The following is a 15,053-nucleotide window of genomic DNA, read 5'->3' as shown; positions in this document are numbered from 1 at the left end:
TCCTAGCGCCAGAGGACGTTGTTGTACGGGATCCAGGCGATCTCGGCCTGGGGCGACAGGAACAGCCAGATCCCCAGCGTGGCGCCGTACAGCGCCAGCACGCCGACGACCGCGGCCTGACGCTCGTTACGGTTCCTCAGCAGCTCGGGCAGGCGCGAGAAGACCGCGATCTGGAACGGGATCAGGTACATGCTCATGCGGTCGGAGGCGACCGGCGCGGCGAACACCGCCGCGGCCATCGGCACGCCGATCAGCGCGAGGATCGAGAACAGCGTGTAGTCGGGATACCGCTCCGCCCACTGCTTTCGGAAGAAGTAGAAGATGATCGAGGCGGCCACGTTCATGGCCACCCGTGGCAGGGCGCCGTTCGCCTCCGGCGACACCACGATGTAGGAGTCCGTGTAGTAGCTGACCGAGTCCTTCAGCACGAAGATGCTGAGCAGGACGAAGATGCCGCCGGCCACGATCACCGGCAGGGCCGTCACCCGGCCGCGCATGAACCAGGCCAGCGGCAGGAAGGCCGCCGAGGTCTGGTGGAAGGTCACCGCCACCAGCACCCAGAGAATGTAGCTGCGCAGCTTGCCGTCGACGAAGGCGTTCATCGCCAGCATCAGGAAGCCGATCGCGGTCGCCTGGCGGATGCCGCTCATGCCGATGCCGATGACCAGCACGGGCATGGCCAGGGCCAGGGTCCGCCAGGGCGACGGCTGGCGACGACAGAAGGCCAGCAGGCCGACGGTCAGGATCAGGCCGCAGACGTAGTTTGCGCCGTAGTTGCTCCAGCCGAGCCGGTCACTGATCCAGGCGAGCATCCCGTAGGCCGGCTCTGTCTGGAACATCGAGCGCCAGAACGGATCATAGAGGACCGCCTCGGCCACCCGGATGTAATTGCGCCAGTCGCGGCCGATGCCGTCCCGCAGCCCGACGATGACCGACAGCACGACCCCGGCGATCACCATCATGATCAGCTGGGACCGTCGGTCGAGCCTGGCCGGAGACATGCTCGCCAGGGCCGGCACCAGGAAGAGCATCCAGTAGATGAACATGCCGCGAGCGGTCCCGAGAAACGAAGTGGAGCGAGCTGGTCAGCCGGTCCGGACGACAGCCAGCCGGCGAGTCCGGACCGGATAGGCCAGCATTGTGGCGCAGCAAAGGGCGAACAGGGCGGCGTTGGCCGGCGACCGCAGCGGATAGTCGGCCAGCGAGTGAATCAGCAGCAGCAGGACGCACAGACTGGCCGCGCGCGCGGGGCCCGCCTCGACGCCGAGCGGACGCCAGATGCGCACGGCCTCGCGCCCGAACCAGGCGAGGAAGGCCAGCAGCAGCAGCACCGCCGCCACGCCGCCTTCGAGAATGACCTCGAGCCAGTCGTCATGGGCGTGGTTGATGTAGGTGTTGATCACCGCCTCAGTGCTTTCGAACATCTTGTAGACCGGCACGAAGGTGCCCATGCCCGATCCGAACGGCATGAAGGCCTTGATCGCCGACCAGGAGCCGGAAGCGGCGACCAGCCGGACATCCTGCGAGAAACCCGCCTGCAGACGGTCGATGGCGGCCCCGAAGGTCAGCTGCACCAGCACGGCGGCGACGACAAACCCGACCCCGAGCACCGCCAGCACGCGCCAGCCCTTGCCGCGGCCGACGCCGTTGCGCCAGGCCAGCGCCAGAGCCCCAAGGCCGGCGGGCAGCAGGAGAACCAGGCCGGCGCGGGATCCGGTCATGCCGACCCCGGCCACCGCGATCGCCACGGCCGCCAGCGCCAGCACGAGGGTCCGGCGCGATGCGGTCCGGCCGAGCGCGGCGTCCGCCGCCCAGGCCGAGGCCAGAACCACAACGCAGATCAGCAGCGAGGCGAAATGATTGCGGTTGGAGAAGAAGCCGACCGCCGCGCTCTTGTTGGTCACGGCGTAAAAACGAAGCGGGCTGTCCTCGCCGCCGGCCAGCTGGGCCGCGCCGAGAAAGACGCTGAGCACGCCGAAGCCGATGATGAAGAAGATCATCCGGCGCCGCCATTCGGGCGACAGGGTCAGGCCCGCGAGCAGCATGGCGGCGGGCGTCAAAAGGGCGAGGAAGCTGCCCCAGGTGGCCTGCGGGCTGAGGCTGAGGGGCGCCCAGCCGATCGGCACGGCCGCCAGCCGCAGATCGGCGACGATCGGCGCGCGACCGGGCAGCGCGGTCCAGATCGCGGGCGGCAGGGGGATCAGTTGCAGCAGCGGCAGCAGCATCACCGCGCCAAGCAGGATCAGAGGCAGTCGCCATTCGGCGGCGAACGACGATCGCAGCCGCCAGATCGCCATGCCCATGACGGGCAGCGCGGCGAGGGCGACGATGTCAGGTCCGAGAACGTCGGCGCGGGACGCCCCGCCGAGCAGCATCGCCAGAACCAGGAAGCCGAACACGCAGGCATGAAAAAGCCGCACAGAGAGGCTGCTGTCGCGAGGTCTCTGCACGGCTTGTTTCGTCATGCCCAAAGGATGGCCTGAAGCTTCAGGGGGTCCTACGGGCTGGAAGGCTTCTCGTCGTTGTTGATCGCGCTGCCGACGACGGCGGCGGTCACGATGCCGAAGGTCATCCACAGCCACAGGTCATAGTCGCTGTTGTAGCCGTAGGCGCCGCCGTCACGGTCGCGGTCCTGGGTCGAAACCTTGACCAGGCTGCTCGAGCCGCCGGCGCAGGGCGAAACGGCGGAGATGGTCGCCATCGAGCGAGCGGCCACGGTGACGTTGCAGCCATCGCCATAGACGATGTTGGTCGAACCATTGGTGGCCATGACCCGGTCACCGGCCTGGAGCACCGCACCGCGCGACGCGGGGGCGAACTTGCCGTTCTGATTGACCATCACGGACCCGGAAACGGAGCCCACGCGGACTTCGGCTGCCATCGCCTGGCCGGCCAACAGGAGACCGATGGCGGTAGCCACAGCAACACGACGCATCATGTGATACCCCTCAAAAACTGGACCTGTTGCGACACGACGCCGCAGGCAAGTCCCCAATACCGCAGGCCGCACCGCAGTGCAACTTGAGTCCGCAGGTAACGGGCGTTTTCATTCGCCTGACGCCTGACTGCCACATTCCTAGACGCATGAGTAGAAATCGGGTTCCCGAAACGGGCGCCAAATAATCATCTCTGGACATCCAACGCTCAGCGGGCGCCATTCCGTCGCCGGGGTCGTTGATTTCGCTCAAGCGACGCCGGCGATGGGGAGAAATGCCGTTCAGGGCTGCAATCACGGTTCCGCGATTGCCCCGGCCGTCCTAAACAAACAGTCGTATCTCCGTCGGGCCGCGGCCCGGTTCACAGTTGGCGGCCGCATGACGCGCGTATTGCACATCATTCCCGACGACGGCATCGGCGGCGTGGAGTTGGCCGCGCGCTTCGCCGCGCGCCGCATGGATGGCCGGATAAGGCTGCTGTTTCTCGACCACGAGCCGACTGATCCCGTCGGTCACCTGGAGCACGCGGTCTACGCCCGCGGTCGACCGGGCGGCCTGGCCAGCGCCCTGTTCGCGCTGAGGGAGGCCCGGCGGATGAAGCCGGACGTGATCGTCTTCTCGCTGTGGAAGACCTGGCTGGCCTTCCTGCTCATCCGCTTCTTCGGCCCGCCCGCGCGACGGGTGATCTTTCTCCATCTGGCGGAGTCGCGCCATGCCGTGGACGCCCTGGTCACGGCCGTGAACCGGCGGCTGGCCGACGCGGTCTGGGCCGATTCCATGGAAACCCTGCGCTCGCGCATCGGCCGCGACGCGGACTCGCCCAAGGCGCGGGCCATTTCCTTCGTCCTGCACAAGCCCGAGGGCCGGGTGCGGACGCGGCCGGAGCCCCGGTTCGTCTACTGGGGCCGGATCAAGCACCAGAAACGCATCGACCGGGCCATCCGGCTGATCGCGGCCCTCGCGCCCGCCCACCCCGACGTCAGCCTGACGCTGGTCGGCCCCGACGGCGGCAAGCTGGCGGATATCCGGCAGCTGGCGGCCGAGCTGGGCGTCACCGACCGCCTGACCCTGGCCGGACCGAAGTCGTTCGACGAAATCACCGCCCTGGCCGCCGACCACAGCCTGTTTGTCCAGCTGAGCGATTTCGAGGGCATGGCCATGGCTTCGGTCGAGGCCATGCAGCTGGGGCTCGTGCCCGTGGTCACGCCGGTCGGCGAAGTGGCCCGCTACTGCCGCGACGGCGAGAACGCCATCGTCTATCGCGATCTCGACCAGGCCGTCGCCGACGTGGACGCGGCGCTGCGCGACCCGGCGCGCTTCGAGCGGCTCAGCCGCGCCGCCATCGACCAGTGGCGCAACGCCCCGATGTACGACGAGGATTTCATGGCCGCGGCCGGCGACCTCGCGCGCGGAAAGCGCTGACCGATGCTGGGCCCCGAACCCCTGCGGATCGCGCTCTTCGCCAACACCGACTGGTACCTGTTCAATTTCCGCCTCTCGCTGGCCCGCCGGCTGCGCGACATGGGCCATGAGCTGGTGCTGCTTTCGCCCGACGGCGAGTTCGGTCCGAAGCTGCGCGACATGGGCTTCGACTGGCGCCCGTTGCCGATGAACCGCCGCAGCCTCAACCCCTTCGGCGAAGCCCGGCTGGTCTGGCGACTGTCGCGGATTCTCAAGGCCGAGCGCATCGACATCGTCCACGGCTTCACCATCAAGCCGGCGGTCTACGGCGCCCTGGCCGGGCGGCTCGCCGGCGTTCGGGGCCGGGTCAACGCGGTCGCCGGCATGGGCTATGTGTTCATCAGCAACTCGCTGAAGGCGCGGGTGCTGCGGCCGGTGGTCAAGACCCTGGCGCGGTTCGCCTTCGACAGCGGCCGCGCGCGGCTGATCGTCCAGAACCCTGACGACTATGCCGAGTTCGTCGGCGCCGGCGTGGTCCGCCCCGACCGGGTGCACGTCATCCCCGGCTCCGGCGTCGACCTGTCCCGCTTCACCGCCAACACCCGCCCGCGCGACCCTGATCAGCCGCTCCGGGTCCTGCTCGCCGCCCGCATGCTGTGGGACAAGGGCCTGCAGGAGTTCATCGACGCCGCCCGCAGCCTGCGCGCCGAGGGCCGCGCGATCCGCTTCCTGCTGGCCGGCGACCCCGATCCCGGCAACCCGGCCTCGGCCTCCGCGGCGGACCTCCAGGGCTGGGTCGACGAGGGCCTGGTCGAGTGGCTGGGGCATGTCGGCGACATGGCCGGCCTGCTGGCGTCGGTCGATGTCGTGGTACTGCCGAGCTACCGCGAGGGCCTGCCCAAGACGCTGATCGAGGCCGCCGGCTGCGCCCTGCCGCTGGTGACCACGGACGTGCCCGGCTGCCGCGAGGTGGTCACCGACGGCGTCGACGGCCTGCTCTGTCCCGTGCGGGAGTCGGCCCCGCTGGCGGCGGCCATCGCGCGGCTGCAGGACGATCCCGAATTCGCGCGACGGCTCGGCGAGGCGGCGCGCCTGAAGGCCATGCGGCTGTTCGACGAGACCATCGTCATCGACCGCACTCTCGGGGTCTATCGCGAGGTCCTGGCCTAGCTCAGCGCTGGATCGCGATGTTGTCGAGCCAGACCTCGCCGCTGCTGCGGCGGGCCCCGGCCGTCTGACCCAGAACCGTCAGCGAGAGCCACTGGCCCTCGCAGCCGTCGGCCGGCACGTCGAAGGCCACGGAGAACCGCCGCCAGTCGCCCGCGCCGGTGATCGGCGGCGACTGGACGATCATCGCATGGCTGTCGCCGGCGCAGCGGAGGGTCCAGCTCAGCCCCTCGATGGTATCGAACCGGTCGGCCTTGACCTCGCCGGTCAGCATCCGCGGTCCCGGCGGCAGGACGAGCAGCTGGCGCACGAGGATCTGCGGCGGCGGGCGGCCGTCGAATCGCAGGTGCAGGGCCTTGCCTGACCGCCCCGGCGCGCTGTCGAAGTCGGCGACGCCGCGCGCGGGACGCTCGATGTCCCAGGAGAACGGCCCTTCGGCCGGCGCGCCCTCGAAACCGCCGTCGTTGACGTCCGCCAGCGCGTTCAGCTGGGCCGGCGGCAGATCCTGGGCCCAGAGCACGAACGCCTGCTGGAACCGGCCGTCGCGGACCAGGCGGGTCTGGACCAGCCCCTTTTCCAGCGGCGTGGCCGGGGCGCCCTGGACGGCCATGGCGTCCATCAAACTGATCGGGCCGTCAGCGGTGGGCGCGTTGCGCACCCAGGTGATCATGAAGCCCGCGCGCCATGGCGGATCCTGGGCCAGCCGGCCGGCCAGGGCGGTGACGCCGCCGGGCCGCGCGGCCATGTCCATCATCACGGGGAACAGGCGTCTGGTCAGGTCGGGCTCGGCCCGCGACAGGGCGTCGGCCCGGGCGAACGCCTCGTTGAAGTCGCCGGTCGCCGCGGCCCGCCGCAGCAGCCAGAGCTGCAGGGTCGGATCCCGGCGATTGCGGGCGCCGGCGGCCGTCATCAGCGGCGCGGCCCGGGCGGCCTCGCCGCGCTGTTCCGCGGCCCGCCCCAGAACACTGAGGGCGGGAACCTGCAGCGGATCGGCGGCGAGCGCCTTGCGGGCGTTGGCCTCGGCCGAGGCCAGGCGGCCGGCCTCCAGCTCGCGCTCGGCCAGGCCCGACAGGGCGGTGGCCGAGTCGTGACGCCAGGCGAGCGCCGCGGCGGGGTGGTCAGGGGCCAGGTAGTCGGCGATCGCCGTCGACACCAGGCTGCCGGCCGCGGCGACGCCCAGGATCAGCAGCCCGGCGAGCCAGAGCATGTCGGTCCGGCGGGACACGGGCCCCCGCAGGCCGCCATCGGAAGCGCCTTCCGATCGACGGACCCGCAACGGACCGCGGGCGGGGCCGGGCGGCATCAACGGACCTACTTCTTTCCGGGAAGCTGCTTGCGGCCGTAGTCGTAGTCGTAGGCATAGGCGTAGCCGTAGCCATACCCGTAGCCATACCCGTAGCCGGCGCTCTTGAGGCTGAACTTGCTCAGGATGCCGCCGAGGATGCGGGCGTTGCCGAGCGCCAGTCGACGCAGGGCCGCCTTGGCCAGGCCCTGGCGGGTCTGACCCGCCTCGATGACCAGCACGGCGCCGGCGACGGCGCTGGCCAGCAGCGGGGCGTCGGCCAGGCCCATGACCGGCGGACCGTCGATGATCAGCAGGTCGAAGGCCTGTTCGGCGTCGGCGATCATCGAGCGGATCTTGGCGCCCGCCAGCAGTTCAGCCGGGTTGGGCGGCAGCGGACCGCAGGGGATGAAGGCCAGGTTCGGCTGGTCGGTCACCTGCACCAGCTCGGCGAGCGTCGCCGCGCCGGTCAGGTAGTTGGTGATGCCGGTGCTGGAGTCGGCGCGCAGGGCGCGGTGCAGCGACGGGTTCCGCAGGTCGCCGTCGACGAGCAGGACGTTCATGCCCAGCTTGGCGAAGTTGCGGGCCAGCGCCACGGCGGTGGTCGACTTGCCTTCCGACGGCCGCGCGCTGGTGACGAGCAGGCTTCGGGGAACCCCGTCGTTGGTCGAGAACTGCAGCGCTGTTCGAACGGAGTAGTAGGCCTCCGATAGCGAACTTCGCGCATCGGCCATCGCCTCCTCGATCGAGGCGCCCTTCTCCAGCATCGGGATGGCGCCGAGCAGCGGCAGGCCGAGCTTGCCCTCGATGTCCTCGGGCACCTTGACCGTCTCGTCGAGGCTTTCCAGACCGAAGGCGGCGCCCAGGCCGAGCAGCAGGCCGATACCGCCGGCGATGGCCAGGTTGATCAGCAGCTGCGGCTTGTAGGGCGAACGCGGCAGCTCGGCGCGGTCGACGATCGAGACGTTGTTGGTGCCGACGGCCCCGGCGACGCCGATGTCCTTGTAGCGCTGGAGCAGACCGTCATAGGAGCTGCGGTTGGTGTCCACCTCGCGCTGCAGGATGTTGTACTGGATCGAGCGGTTGCGCAGGTCCATCACGCCGGACTTCAGGCCGGACACCTGGCCCGACATCTGCTGTTCCTGACGCAGGGCGGTCTCGTACTGGGCCCGGATCGACTGCTTGATCGTCGACACTTCCTGCTGGATCTGGCCTTCGACCGAGTCGATCTGCGCCTTCAGCGAGACCATCATCGGGAAGTCCGGCTTATAGGTCGACAGGCCTTCCTGGTACTTCTGCTGCAGCGTCGTCTGCTGCGCGCGCAGGGCCTGGATGGTCGGGCTGGCCAGGACCTCGGGCAGGGCGTTGCCCGACACCTGGGCCTGACGCCAGCGCTGTTCGGCGCGGATGCGTTCACCCTTGGCCATGCCGAGCGAGGTGTTCATCGCCACCAGGTCGGACGCCGTCAGCGACTGGCTGGCGGTGTCGGCGGCGGTGCCGGTCGTCGAGGTGGTCGCGACGGCGACGTTCACGATGCCCTGGGCCTGGGCGTAGGCGACCAGGGCGCGCTCGGAAGATTCCAGCTGCGCCTTCACCGTCTGCAGGCGTTCCTCGAGGAACTTGCGGGCGTAGCTGGCGGCGTCGAAGCGACGGTCGAGGTTGGCCCCGATGAAGTTTTCCGAGAGCGCGTTGACCACGCGGGCGGCGACTTCGCGGTCGGGGCTTTCATAGCTGATCTTGACCAGGCGCGAGCCGCGGACCGGCTCGACCGACAGGCTGCGCAGCAGGATGCCGGTGGCCCGGCGCTCCCGCTGTTCGCGCGTGCCCGACAGCGCCGGCGCGGCCTTCTCGCGGCCGAACAGGCGGGCCAGGCCGGCCAGCGGCGAGGTCGACTTCTGGCTCATGAAGGCGGCGTCGTTGGCGAGGTTCTCGCGCTGGACGACGCGCTGTGCCAGCGAGCGGCTCTTCAGCAGGGCGTACTGGGTCTGGTAGAATTCCGGATCGCGGGTCTCGGAGGCTTCGACGCCCTCGATGTCGACGACCTTCGTCGCCTCGCGGTCGATCTGGATGGTCGCGCTGGCGCGATAGATGGGCGTGGTGGCCAGGGTGACGATCACGCCGATCACCAGCATCAGGGCCACGATGCCGCCGATCACCAGCCGGTGCTTCACCAGCACGTGCCAGTAGGCCAGCAGGTTGATCTCGGGACCGCCCTCGTCCCGTTCGTCGAAGCGCTGGCCGGCCGTGGCGAGCTGACGTCCGCCACGCACCACCAGGGGCCGCGGCGAGGCGGTGGTCAGGTAGCCCCGGTCCCCGGGATCCCCGTTCCAGTTCCGATCGTCGTCACCGCGGTTCATAGGCCCTCACGCAAATCGTCCAGTCCGTTCGACCCGCGCCGGCGGCGCGGGCCGTCTCAAGCAGTTCTAGAAGGCGGGGCCGAAGACCCCGAGGAGCGGAACCGCTCCGGTTGCATCGCGGAAGATGCTCCGCATACCCGAGCGTTCCACGACCACCACGTCATTTCCATAGACTTCGGGGTCGTCGGCCGTGCCGGCCCGGATCGCCTTGATATCGAACATCGCGCCCATGCGCTGGTTGTTGATCGTGCGGAACACGACGACCCGCGTCTCGTTGGCCACCCGGTCAGGGCCGCGGGCCATGGCCAGCGCCTGCAGCAGGGTGGTGCGGCCGGTGATGGGATAGACGCCCGGCTGGACCACGGCGCCCTCGACCGTCACCTTCTGGCTCGCGAATTCCTTCACGTAGATCGTCACTTCCGGGGACTGCAGGTATTTCTCGCGCAGACGCGTGGAGACGTCTTCCTGCAACTCGGTGACCGTCTTGCCGGCGGCGTTCACCGAGCCGATCAGCGGCAGGATGATCTGGCCGGCTGCGTCCACCTGGACGCTGCGCGTCAGGTCCGGCACCTGGAACACGGTGATGTCGAGCACGTCCATCGGGCCGACCCGATAGCCGGCCTGCTGCGTCGCCGGGGCCAGCTTCACCGGGTCGGGGGGCGCGAAATAGCCGCCCTTCTGGGCGTTGGTGCCGACGGAGTCGGACGCGCACGCGGCCAGCAGGACCGGGGCCAGAAGCAGCACGGCGAGAGCGAATTTACGGACCATCAGGTTCTCCAACGCACGAACCGCCCATATCAAGCGGCGCTGAACAGTCGTCGCAAGGCTTTGAACCTCGCGGGCGACTTCGGGACGCCAACGGGGGCGGGGGCTCGTGACGGATCGGCGTTCTCCAGCACGAGACGGGGTCTCGTCAACACCATGTCCATGGCGGCGCGCTCGCCGAGTCGCGCCGCGACCGCCTCAACCGCTTCCGCCATGCGGGGTTTGCGGTTTCGCAAATTATGCGCGTCGGTCGCCAGAAGATGGACGAGCCCCTCGTCCAGCATCCGCTCGGCCCAGAACTGAGACCGCTTTCCGAAGCGGCCGATGACCGCTCCGGCGGTGATCTGCATCCACACACCGGCCGCGGCGAGGCGGGCCATGATGTCGTAGTGCGCCTCGATCCAGGTCAGCCGCTCGGGGTGGGTGATGATCGGGTGATAGCCGGCGGCCACGGTCGCCATGACCGTCTCTTCCAGTCGGGGCGGCGCCACATGATGCGGCGGTTCGAACAGGAAGTAGCGCGACCCGGCGAGCGTCGGAATGTGCCCGCTGCGCAGCTCGGCGACCATGGAGGCGGTGATATGGGCGTCGCAGCCGGCGACCAGTTTCAGGGCGATGCCGGCGTCGTCCAGCGCGACCTGCAGGTCGTCGACACGGCGCAGGATGTCCGGGCCGCTGTTGTCGTACATGCCGGGATAGATGTGCGGCGTGCAGGCCGTGATCTGGATGCCGTCGGCCACCGCGACGCGCGCCATTTCCAGCGCCGTCTCGATATCCGGCGCGCCGTCATCGATCCCCGGTAACAGATGACAGTGTAGATCGATCACAAACCGGCTCCGAACCCAGGGTCGGGCGGCAGGCAGGCACGGTCGATCAGCGCGCAACGCGCTGCCGCGTCCGCCCACCCGACGGCCGGTTTATCCGGGACGGGGTCCGTAGCGTCAAGGCGAAACACGGCATTTCTCACCTTGCGAACGACTCCTGTTTCGAATTGATCACGGCAACGTCATGGCGCCGATAAAGTTCCCATGCCTGAAACTATCTTGGCGCACAGGCGACGGAACCATGACTAACACGCGTTTTACTTCATTGGCTCTGGATGGAGGCGTGGTTGCCATGCTCTGATCAGAGGGCTATGTCCGTCCCTGCTTGAGGCAGGCCGGGCGCAGTGTCGCGGCAGGGGAGTAGTGCAACGTGTGGAAGACGACCGGGCTTGAATTGCTCGCCGCCTTCAGCGCGGTCGTCGCGCTCATCTATCTCCTCGACCCCCTGGCCCGGCGCATCGGCCTGCTGGACCATCCCGGCGGCCGCAAGGATCATGCGGCCCCGACTCCGGTGACCGGCGGCATCGCCATCGCCCTGGGCACGATTATCCCGGCGATTCTGCTCACACGCCTGACGCCCCAGCTTCAGGGGCTCGGCGTCGCGGCGCTGATCCTGCTGGTCACGGGGGTGATCGACGACCTGTACGACATCCGCTGGCAGATCCGCATCATCGCCCAGGCCGCGGCCGGCCTGGCCATCGCGCTGATCGGCCATGTCCAGGTGGAACAGATCGGCCCGATCTTCGGGCTCGGCCCCCTCGCCCTCGGCAGCTTGTCGATCCCCTTCACCGTGCTCGCCACGGTGGGGCTGATCAACGCCCTGAACATGTGCGACGGGCTGGACGGCCTGGCGGGGTCGATGGCCCTGTGCGCGCTGGTCATGCTGATCGCGGCGTCCGTCTACGCGGGCAACCGCGACCTGACCTACGGCCTGACGCTGATCGCCGGCGCGGTGGCGGGCTTCCTGGCCTTCAACCTGCGCACGCCCTGGCGCAAGCGGGCCAGCGTCTTCCTCGGCAATTCCGGGAGCGCCTACCTCGGCCTGGTGATCGCCTGGGCCGCCTTCCGCCTGACCCAGAACCCGGTCTACCCGGTGACGCCGGTGCTGGCGCCGTTCCTGATCGCCCCGCCGGTGATCGACTGCCTGACGCTGATCGGCCGGCGCATCGTCCACGGCCGCTCGCCGTTCGCCGCCGACCGCACCCATGTCCACCACATGATGCTCGAAGGCGGCTTCACGCCGACCGGCGTGGTGCTGACCCTGTCGGTGATCTCGCTGACGCTCGGCCTCGGCGCGGCCCTGGCCCTGCTGGCCGATGTGCCGATCCCGCTGTTCCTGATCGCCTTCCTGGTTCTGGGCGGCGCCTGGTTCGGCCTGTCGGAACGCCATGCGCGGGCCGTGGCCGTGTTCGCCTGGATGCACAGGCTGGTCACCGGAGGGCGCCCGGCCAGGACGTCGCCGGAGCGCGACACCGTCGAGACCCCGGACGCCGGCGCCTGATCAGGCGCGGGTCGCCAGGACGTTGTAGCCGTCGAGCGATGTCAGGACGAACCCGGCCGCCGCGATGCGGGCCATGGCCTCGGCGCCTCTCGGGTCGCCGGGCCGGGATTCGAACACCAGCGCCGTGGTCCGCGCCAACATGGCCTTGGCGCCGTCGAACGCAGGCGTTTCGGCGCCCTCGAGGTCGACCTTCATGAAGTCGATCCGCGGCAGGTGCGCGGTCGCCTCGTCGAGCGTGCTGGTCATCACCCGGACCTCGATCGTGTCGTCGCCCTCGAAGTCCTCGACCACGATACTCGCCTGACCGGCGTGCAGGCGCGGCGTATGGGCGATCACCTCCTGACCCGACCGGTCGGACAGGGCCTTCTCGACCACCTCGACGTTGGTCATATGGTTGTCGGCGATGTGCCGCCGCAGAACGGCCGCGGTGTCGGGCATCATCTCCACGGCCAGCACCCGCCCCTGCGGCCCGACCAGGCCCGCGCCGAGCACCGTGAAGAAGCCGATGTTGGCCCCGGCGTCGACAAACGTCATGCCGGGCCCAAGGTGCCGTTTCAGCGCGCCGTAGACGCCGGCCTGGGCCGCCGGCAGGACGTGAAACAGGTCATCCATGTCCGGCCGGCAGTGAAACAGGCCGATGCCCGGGGCCCGCACCGTGACGTCGAACAGCAGCCTGGGATTCTCCCACCGGTCGAACTTGCCGAACGCCGTGACCGGCCCGGCCAGGGCGCTGAGCCACAGGCGCAGGGTTGATCGCGCATCGGCGCCGCGCAGCTGGATCAGGACCAGACCCCAGTGGCGCAGGCGCTCGACGTAGAAGAACACGCCCCGGACGACCCCGAAGAGCGGCTTCGGAAGCCCGCGCTTGAGCCAGGTCTTGAGCGCCCTCACGGGAGGGATGTCTGGTTGATGCAGCCGAACGACATGATGAAACCCCCAACTCGGGCGCGACTATGCCTCAGGTGCAGAGCCCGAGAAAGCCCGGCGGTCAGGGTTCGGCGGGCGTCCGCGCGGCGTCGACGATGTCCTGGAAGCCCGGCGTCCGGCCCGGGTCGATGGCGTTCCAGGTTTCGTCGAAGATCACCGGCGCCCGCGCCGGGTCCCGCGCCACGGCGACCGCCGCGATCAGACCGTCCACGTCGCCCGCCCGAAGGGTGAACCGCGACAGCAGGTGGTCGGGATCGAGGGGATGGAAGGCCGCCATCACCGGAAGGCGGCCGAGCTTGAGCACGTCGAGAGCCACGCCGGACGGCGTGGTGATGATGGTCTCGAAGTTGGCGCAGCGGGCGAAGTCGCGGTCGTCCTGCGGCCAGAGCTGGAAACCGTGGGTCGCGAGCGCCTCGGTGACGCGCCGCCGCGTCTCGGGCTCCACGAGGTAGAAGACGGGGTGCGGCTTCCAGACCACCTGGTCGGGAGAGACGCCGGACCGGGCCGCGGCGGCGGCGACGATGTCCATCAGTTCCAGTTCGTGGGCCGGCCCCACCGACGGGTAGAAGGTATAGCCGGGATGGGTGAAGTTGGTCATCACCACCCAGCCCGACGCGCCGGTCCGGAACGCCGGCCGGGGCGCCGGGAAACTCAGGTTGCGGTCATAGAGGCCCAGATCGTCGTGCCAGCGGGCGTCGTGGCCGCACTGGAACACGCATAGGCTTGAGACCCCGACGTAGATCCGGCCGGCGCTGACCCCGTGCATCCAGTGAACGGTGCGCGCGCCCGCCCGCTGCTGGGCGAGGTCGAGCAGCACCGTGTCGGCCAGGCCGTTGTGGCCGTAGACCACGACCTCGGGCCGCGCGGTCTGGGTCATCCACCAGCGGGCGGTCGCGGCCCCGAAGATGACCCGGTACATCGAGGCCACCTGGGCCCGGAACGAGGGCAGGTAGTCGCCGGCGAGCAGGGCGCCGGGACCGGCCGCGGCAAGGCGCAGGCCTTCCGGAAGGCCGCGCAGAGCCGAGGCCAGGTTGAAGCAGCGGACCACCGGGCCGGTCCAGCCATGATCCCGCAGCAGCGCCCGGGCGGCGTCGAAGCCGATCCGCGGGCGTCCGATGATGATCAGGGCTGTCGTCGCCGGGTCGACCTCCCCGATCACCCTGAGAATGTGGCCCGTACGGTTGACGATTTCGGCATGGACGGCGACGGCGACCGTTATCCCCCGGGGCAGGCGGCTGGGCCAGGTCAGGGTCCGGAGGACCATCCAGGCGAAGGCGGCGAGGCCGAGAAGGGCCGCCAGGCCCGCGCAAAGCCCGATCGCCAGACTGGCCAGACCGCGGCCGCCGACGCGGGCGCCGGCGTTGCGGAACGCCGCGGCGATGGCGAAGGGCGAGATTTCGCCGGCAGGTCCGGCGATGTCGTGCGGCCGGTCCGGCGACGCCAGGGCGGCGAGGGCGAAGGTCCTGGACAGGCCCGGCGTGGTGCGGCCGTTGCTGAAGGCCGCCTTCATCAGTTCCAGGCGCCAGACCAGCGGCCGGGCGGACAGGCGGCCGTCCATTTCGCCGAGCCGGTCGTTGACGCCGGCGGCGGCCACGGCCCTGTCGTCGTCGGTGATGGGGGGCGCGCCGGCGGGCGCCCGGCCCAGGCGCCAGACGCCGTTCCGGCATTCGGCGCGCACGGCCACGGTGCGGTTCCCGTCGGGCTTCAGGAGTCGCTTCAAGTCCATCACGCGGTCAGGTCCGGGGTCCTTGGCCTGGCCTCTGGACGGCGCGGGACCATCGAACAGCTCATCAGGCGTCTTTAGATCGGGGCTTCCTCCAAAGGCAAAGGCCCCGGTGTTTCCACCGGGGCCCCGCTTTGGTTCAGCTTTACGCCGAAGATCAGGATCAGAAG

Annotated in this window: 12 protein-coding genes; 3 read left to right on the top strand and 9 right to left on the bottom strand. The window is 69.5% G+C overall.

The genetic code is table 11. The annotated features are described in order from the left end of the window. Positions 1-2: 2 nt before the first annotated feature. The 3 genes from AC1RN0_RS16455 to AC1RN0_RS16445 form a co-directional block, all read right to left on the bottom strand. Complete coding sequence (locus tag AC1RN0_RS16455; RefSeq protein WP_492788547.1) at positions 3-1,046, bottom strand: EpsG family protein; 1,044 nt, start codon at positions 1,044-1,046, stop codon at positions 3-5. A 39-nt stretch (positions 1,047-1,085) separates the two neighbouring features. Then, positions 1,086-2,420, bottom strand: a complete 1,335-nt coding sequence (locus AC1RN0_RS16450; RefSeq protein ID WP_492788546.1) for an O-antigen ligase family protein — start codon at positions 2,418-2,420, stop codon at positions 1,086-1,088. Positions 2,421-2,497: 77 nt separating this feature from the next. Then, positions 2,498-2,839, bottom strand: a complete 342-nt coding sequence (locus AC1RN0_RS16445; protein WP_492788545.1) for a hypothetical protein — start codon at positions 2,837-2,839, stop codon at positions 2,498-2,500. Between the two features lie 475 nt (positions 2,840-3,314). On the opposite strand from AC1RN0_RS16445, the gene AC1RN0_RS16440 reads away from it, so the two are divergent. Together AC1RN0_RS16440 and AC1RN0_RS16435 are read left to right on the top strand one after the other, a co-directional pair. Then, positions 3,315-4,358, top strand: coding sequence for a glycosyltransferase family 4 protein (locus AC1RN0_RS16440; RefSeq protein WP_492788544.1), 1,044 nt, complete (start codon positions 3,315-3,317; stop codon positions 4,356-4,358). A gap of 3 nt (positions 4,359-4,361) precedes the next feature. Then, on the top strand, positions 4,362-5,507 hold the full coding sequence (locus AC1RN0_RS16435; protein ID WP_492788543.1) for a glycosyltransferase family 4 protein: 1,146 nt from the start codon (positions 4,362-4,364) through the stop codon (positions 5,505-5,507). A gap of 1 nt (position 5,508) precedes the next feature. Here the strand turns inward: AC1RN0_RS16435 and AC1RN0_RS16430 are convergent, their stop codons facing one another. The 4 genes from AC1RN0_RS16430 to AC1RN0_RS16415 form a co-directional block, all read right to left on the bottom strand. Next, the gene (locus AC1RN0_RS16430; protein ID WP_492788542.1) at positions 5,509-6,729 is read right to left on the bottom strand and encodes a hypothetical protein; all 1,221 of its coding nucleotides are present in this window, start codon (positions 6,727-6,729) and stop codon (positions 5,509-5,511) included. Positions 6,730-6,815: 86 nt separating this feature from the next. Further along, the gene (locus tag AC1RN0_RS16425; RefSeq protein WP_492788541.1) at positions 6,816-9,143 is read right to left on the bottom strand and encodes a GumC family protein; all 2,328 of its coding nucleotides are present in this window, start codon (positions 9,141-9,143) and stop codon (positions 6,816-6,818) included. Between the two features lie 66 nt (positions 9,144-9,209). After that, positions 9,210-9,911, bottom strand: coding sequence for a polysaccharide biosynthesis/export family protein (locus tag AC1RN0_RS16420; RefSeq protein WP_492788540.1), 702 nt, complete (start codon positions 9,909-9,911; stop codon positions 9,210-9,212). Positions 9,912-9,940: 29 nt separating this feature from the next. Continuing rightward, positions 9,941-10,813, bottom strand: coding sequence for a tyrosine-protein phosphatase (locus tag AC1RN0_RS16415; protein ID WP_492788539.1), 873 nt, complete (start codon positions 10,811-10,813; stop codon positions 9,941-9,943). A 289-nt stretch (positions 10,814-11,102) separates the two neighbouring features. On the opposite strand from AC1RN0_RS16415, the gene AC1RN0_RS16410 reads away from it, so the two are divergent. Then, positions 11,103-12,233, top strand: a complete 1,131-nt coding sequence (locus AC1RN0_RS16410) for an MraY family glycosyltransferase (protein ID WP_492788538.1) — start codon at positions 11,103-11,105, stop codon at positions 12,231-12,233. Here the strand turns inward: AC1RN0_RS16410 and AC1RN0_RS16405 are convergent, their stop codons facing one another. Together AC1RN0_RS16405 and AC1RN0_RS16400 are read right to left on the bottom strand one after the other, a co-directional pair. Continuing rightward, positions 12,234-13,124: an FkbM family methyltransferase gene (locus AC1RN0_RS16405; protein WP_492788537.1), complete on the bottom strand. Its 891-nt coding sequence runs from the start codon at positions 13,122-13,124 to the stop codon at positions 12,234-12,236. It abuts the gene before it with no gap. Positions 13,125-13,221: 97 nt separating this feature from the next. Beyond that, positions 13,222-14,880 carry a hypothetical protein gene (locus AC1RN0_RS16400; protein ID WP_492788536.1) on the bottom strand — a complete coding sequence of 553 codons (1,659 nt, stop codon included), beginning with the start codon at positions 14,878-14,880 and terminating at the stop codon, positions 13,222-13,224. Positions 14,881-15,053 lie beyond the last annotated feature (173 nt).

This window comes from Caulobacter sp. GW821-FHT12F03 (genome assembly GCF_058806855.1).
Note: the sequence above shows the minus strand (reverse complement) of the source record. Positions and strands in the feature narration are given on the sequence as shown.

What these genes read in the sequence shown, in the direction of transcription:
- AC1RN0_RS16455 (WP_492788547.1), bottom strand. Translation starts at nt 1,046, where the DNA reads ATGTTCATCTACTGGATGCTCTTCCTGGTGCCGGCCCTGGCGAGCATG.
- AC1RN0_RS16435 (WP_492788543.1), top strand. Translation starts at nt 4,362, where the DNA reads ATGCTGGGCCCCGAACCCCTGCGGATCGCGCTCTTCGCCAACACCGAC.
- AC1RN0_RS16440 (WP_492788544.1), top strand. Translation starts at nt 3,315, where the DNA reads ATGACGCGCGTATTGCACATCATTCCCGACGACGGCATCGGCGGCGTG.
- AC1RN0_RS16425 (WP_492788541.1), bottom strand. Translation starts at nt 9,143, where the DNA reads ATGAACCGCGGTGACGACGATCGGAACTGGAACGGGGATCCCGGGGAC.
- AC1RN0_RS16420 (WP_492788540.1), bottom strand. Translation starts at nt 9,911, where the DNA reads ATGGTCCGTAAATTCGCTCTCGCCGTGCTGCTTCTGGCCCCGGTCCTG.
- AC1RN0_RS16445 (WP_492788545.1), bottom strand. Translation starts at nt 2,839, where the DNA reads ATGGTCAATCAGAACGGCAAGTTCGCCCCCGCGTCGCGCGGTGCGGTG.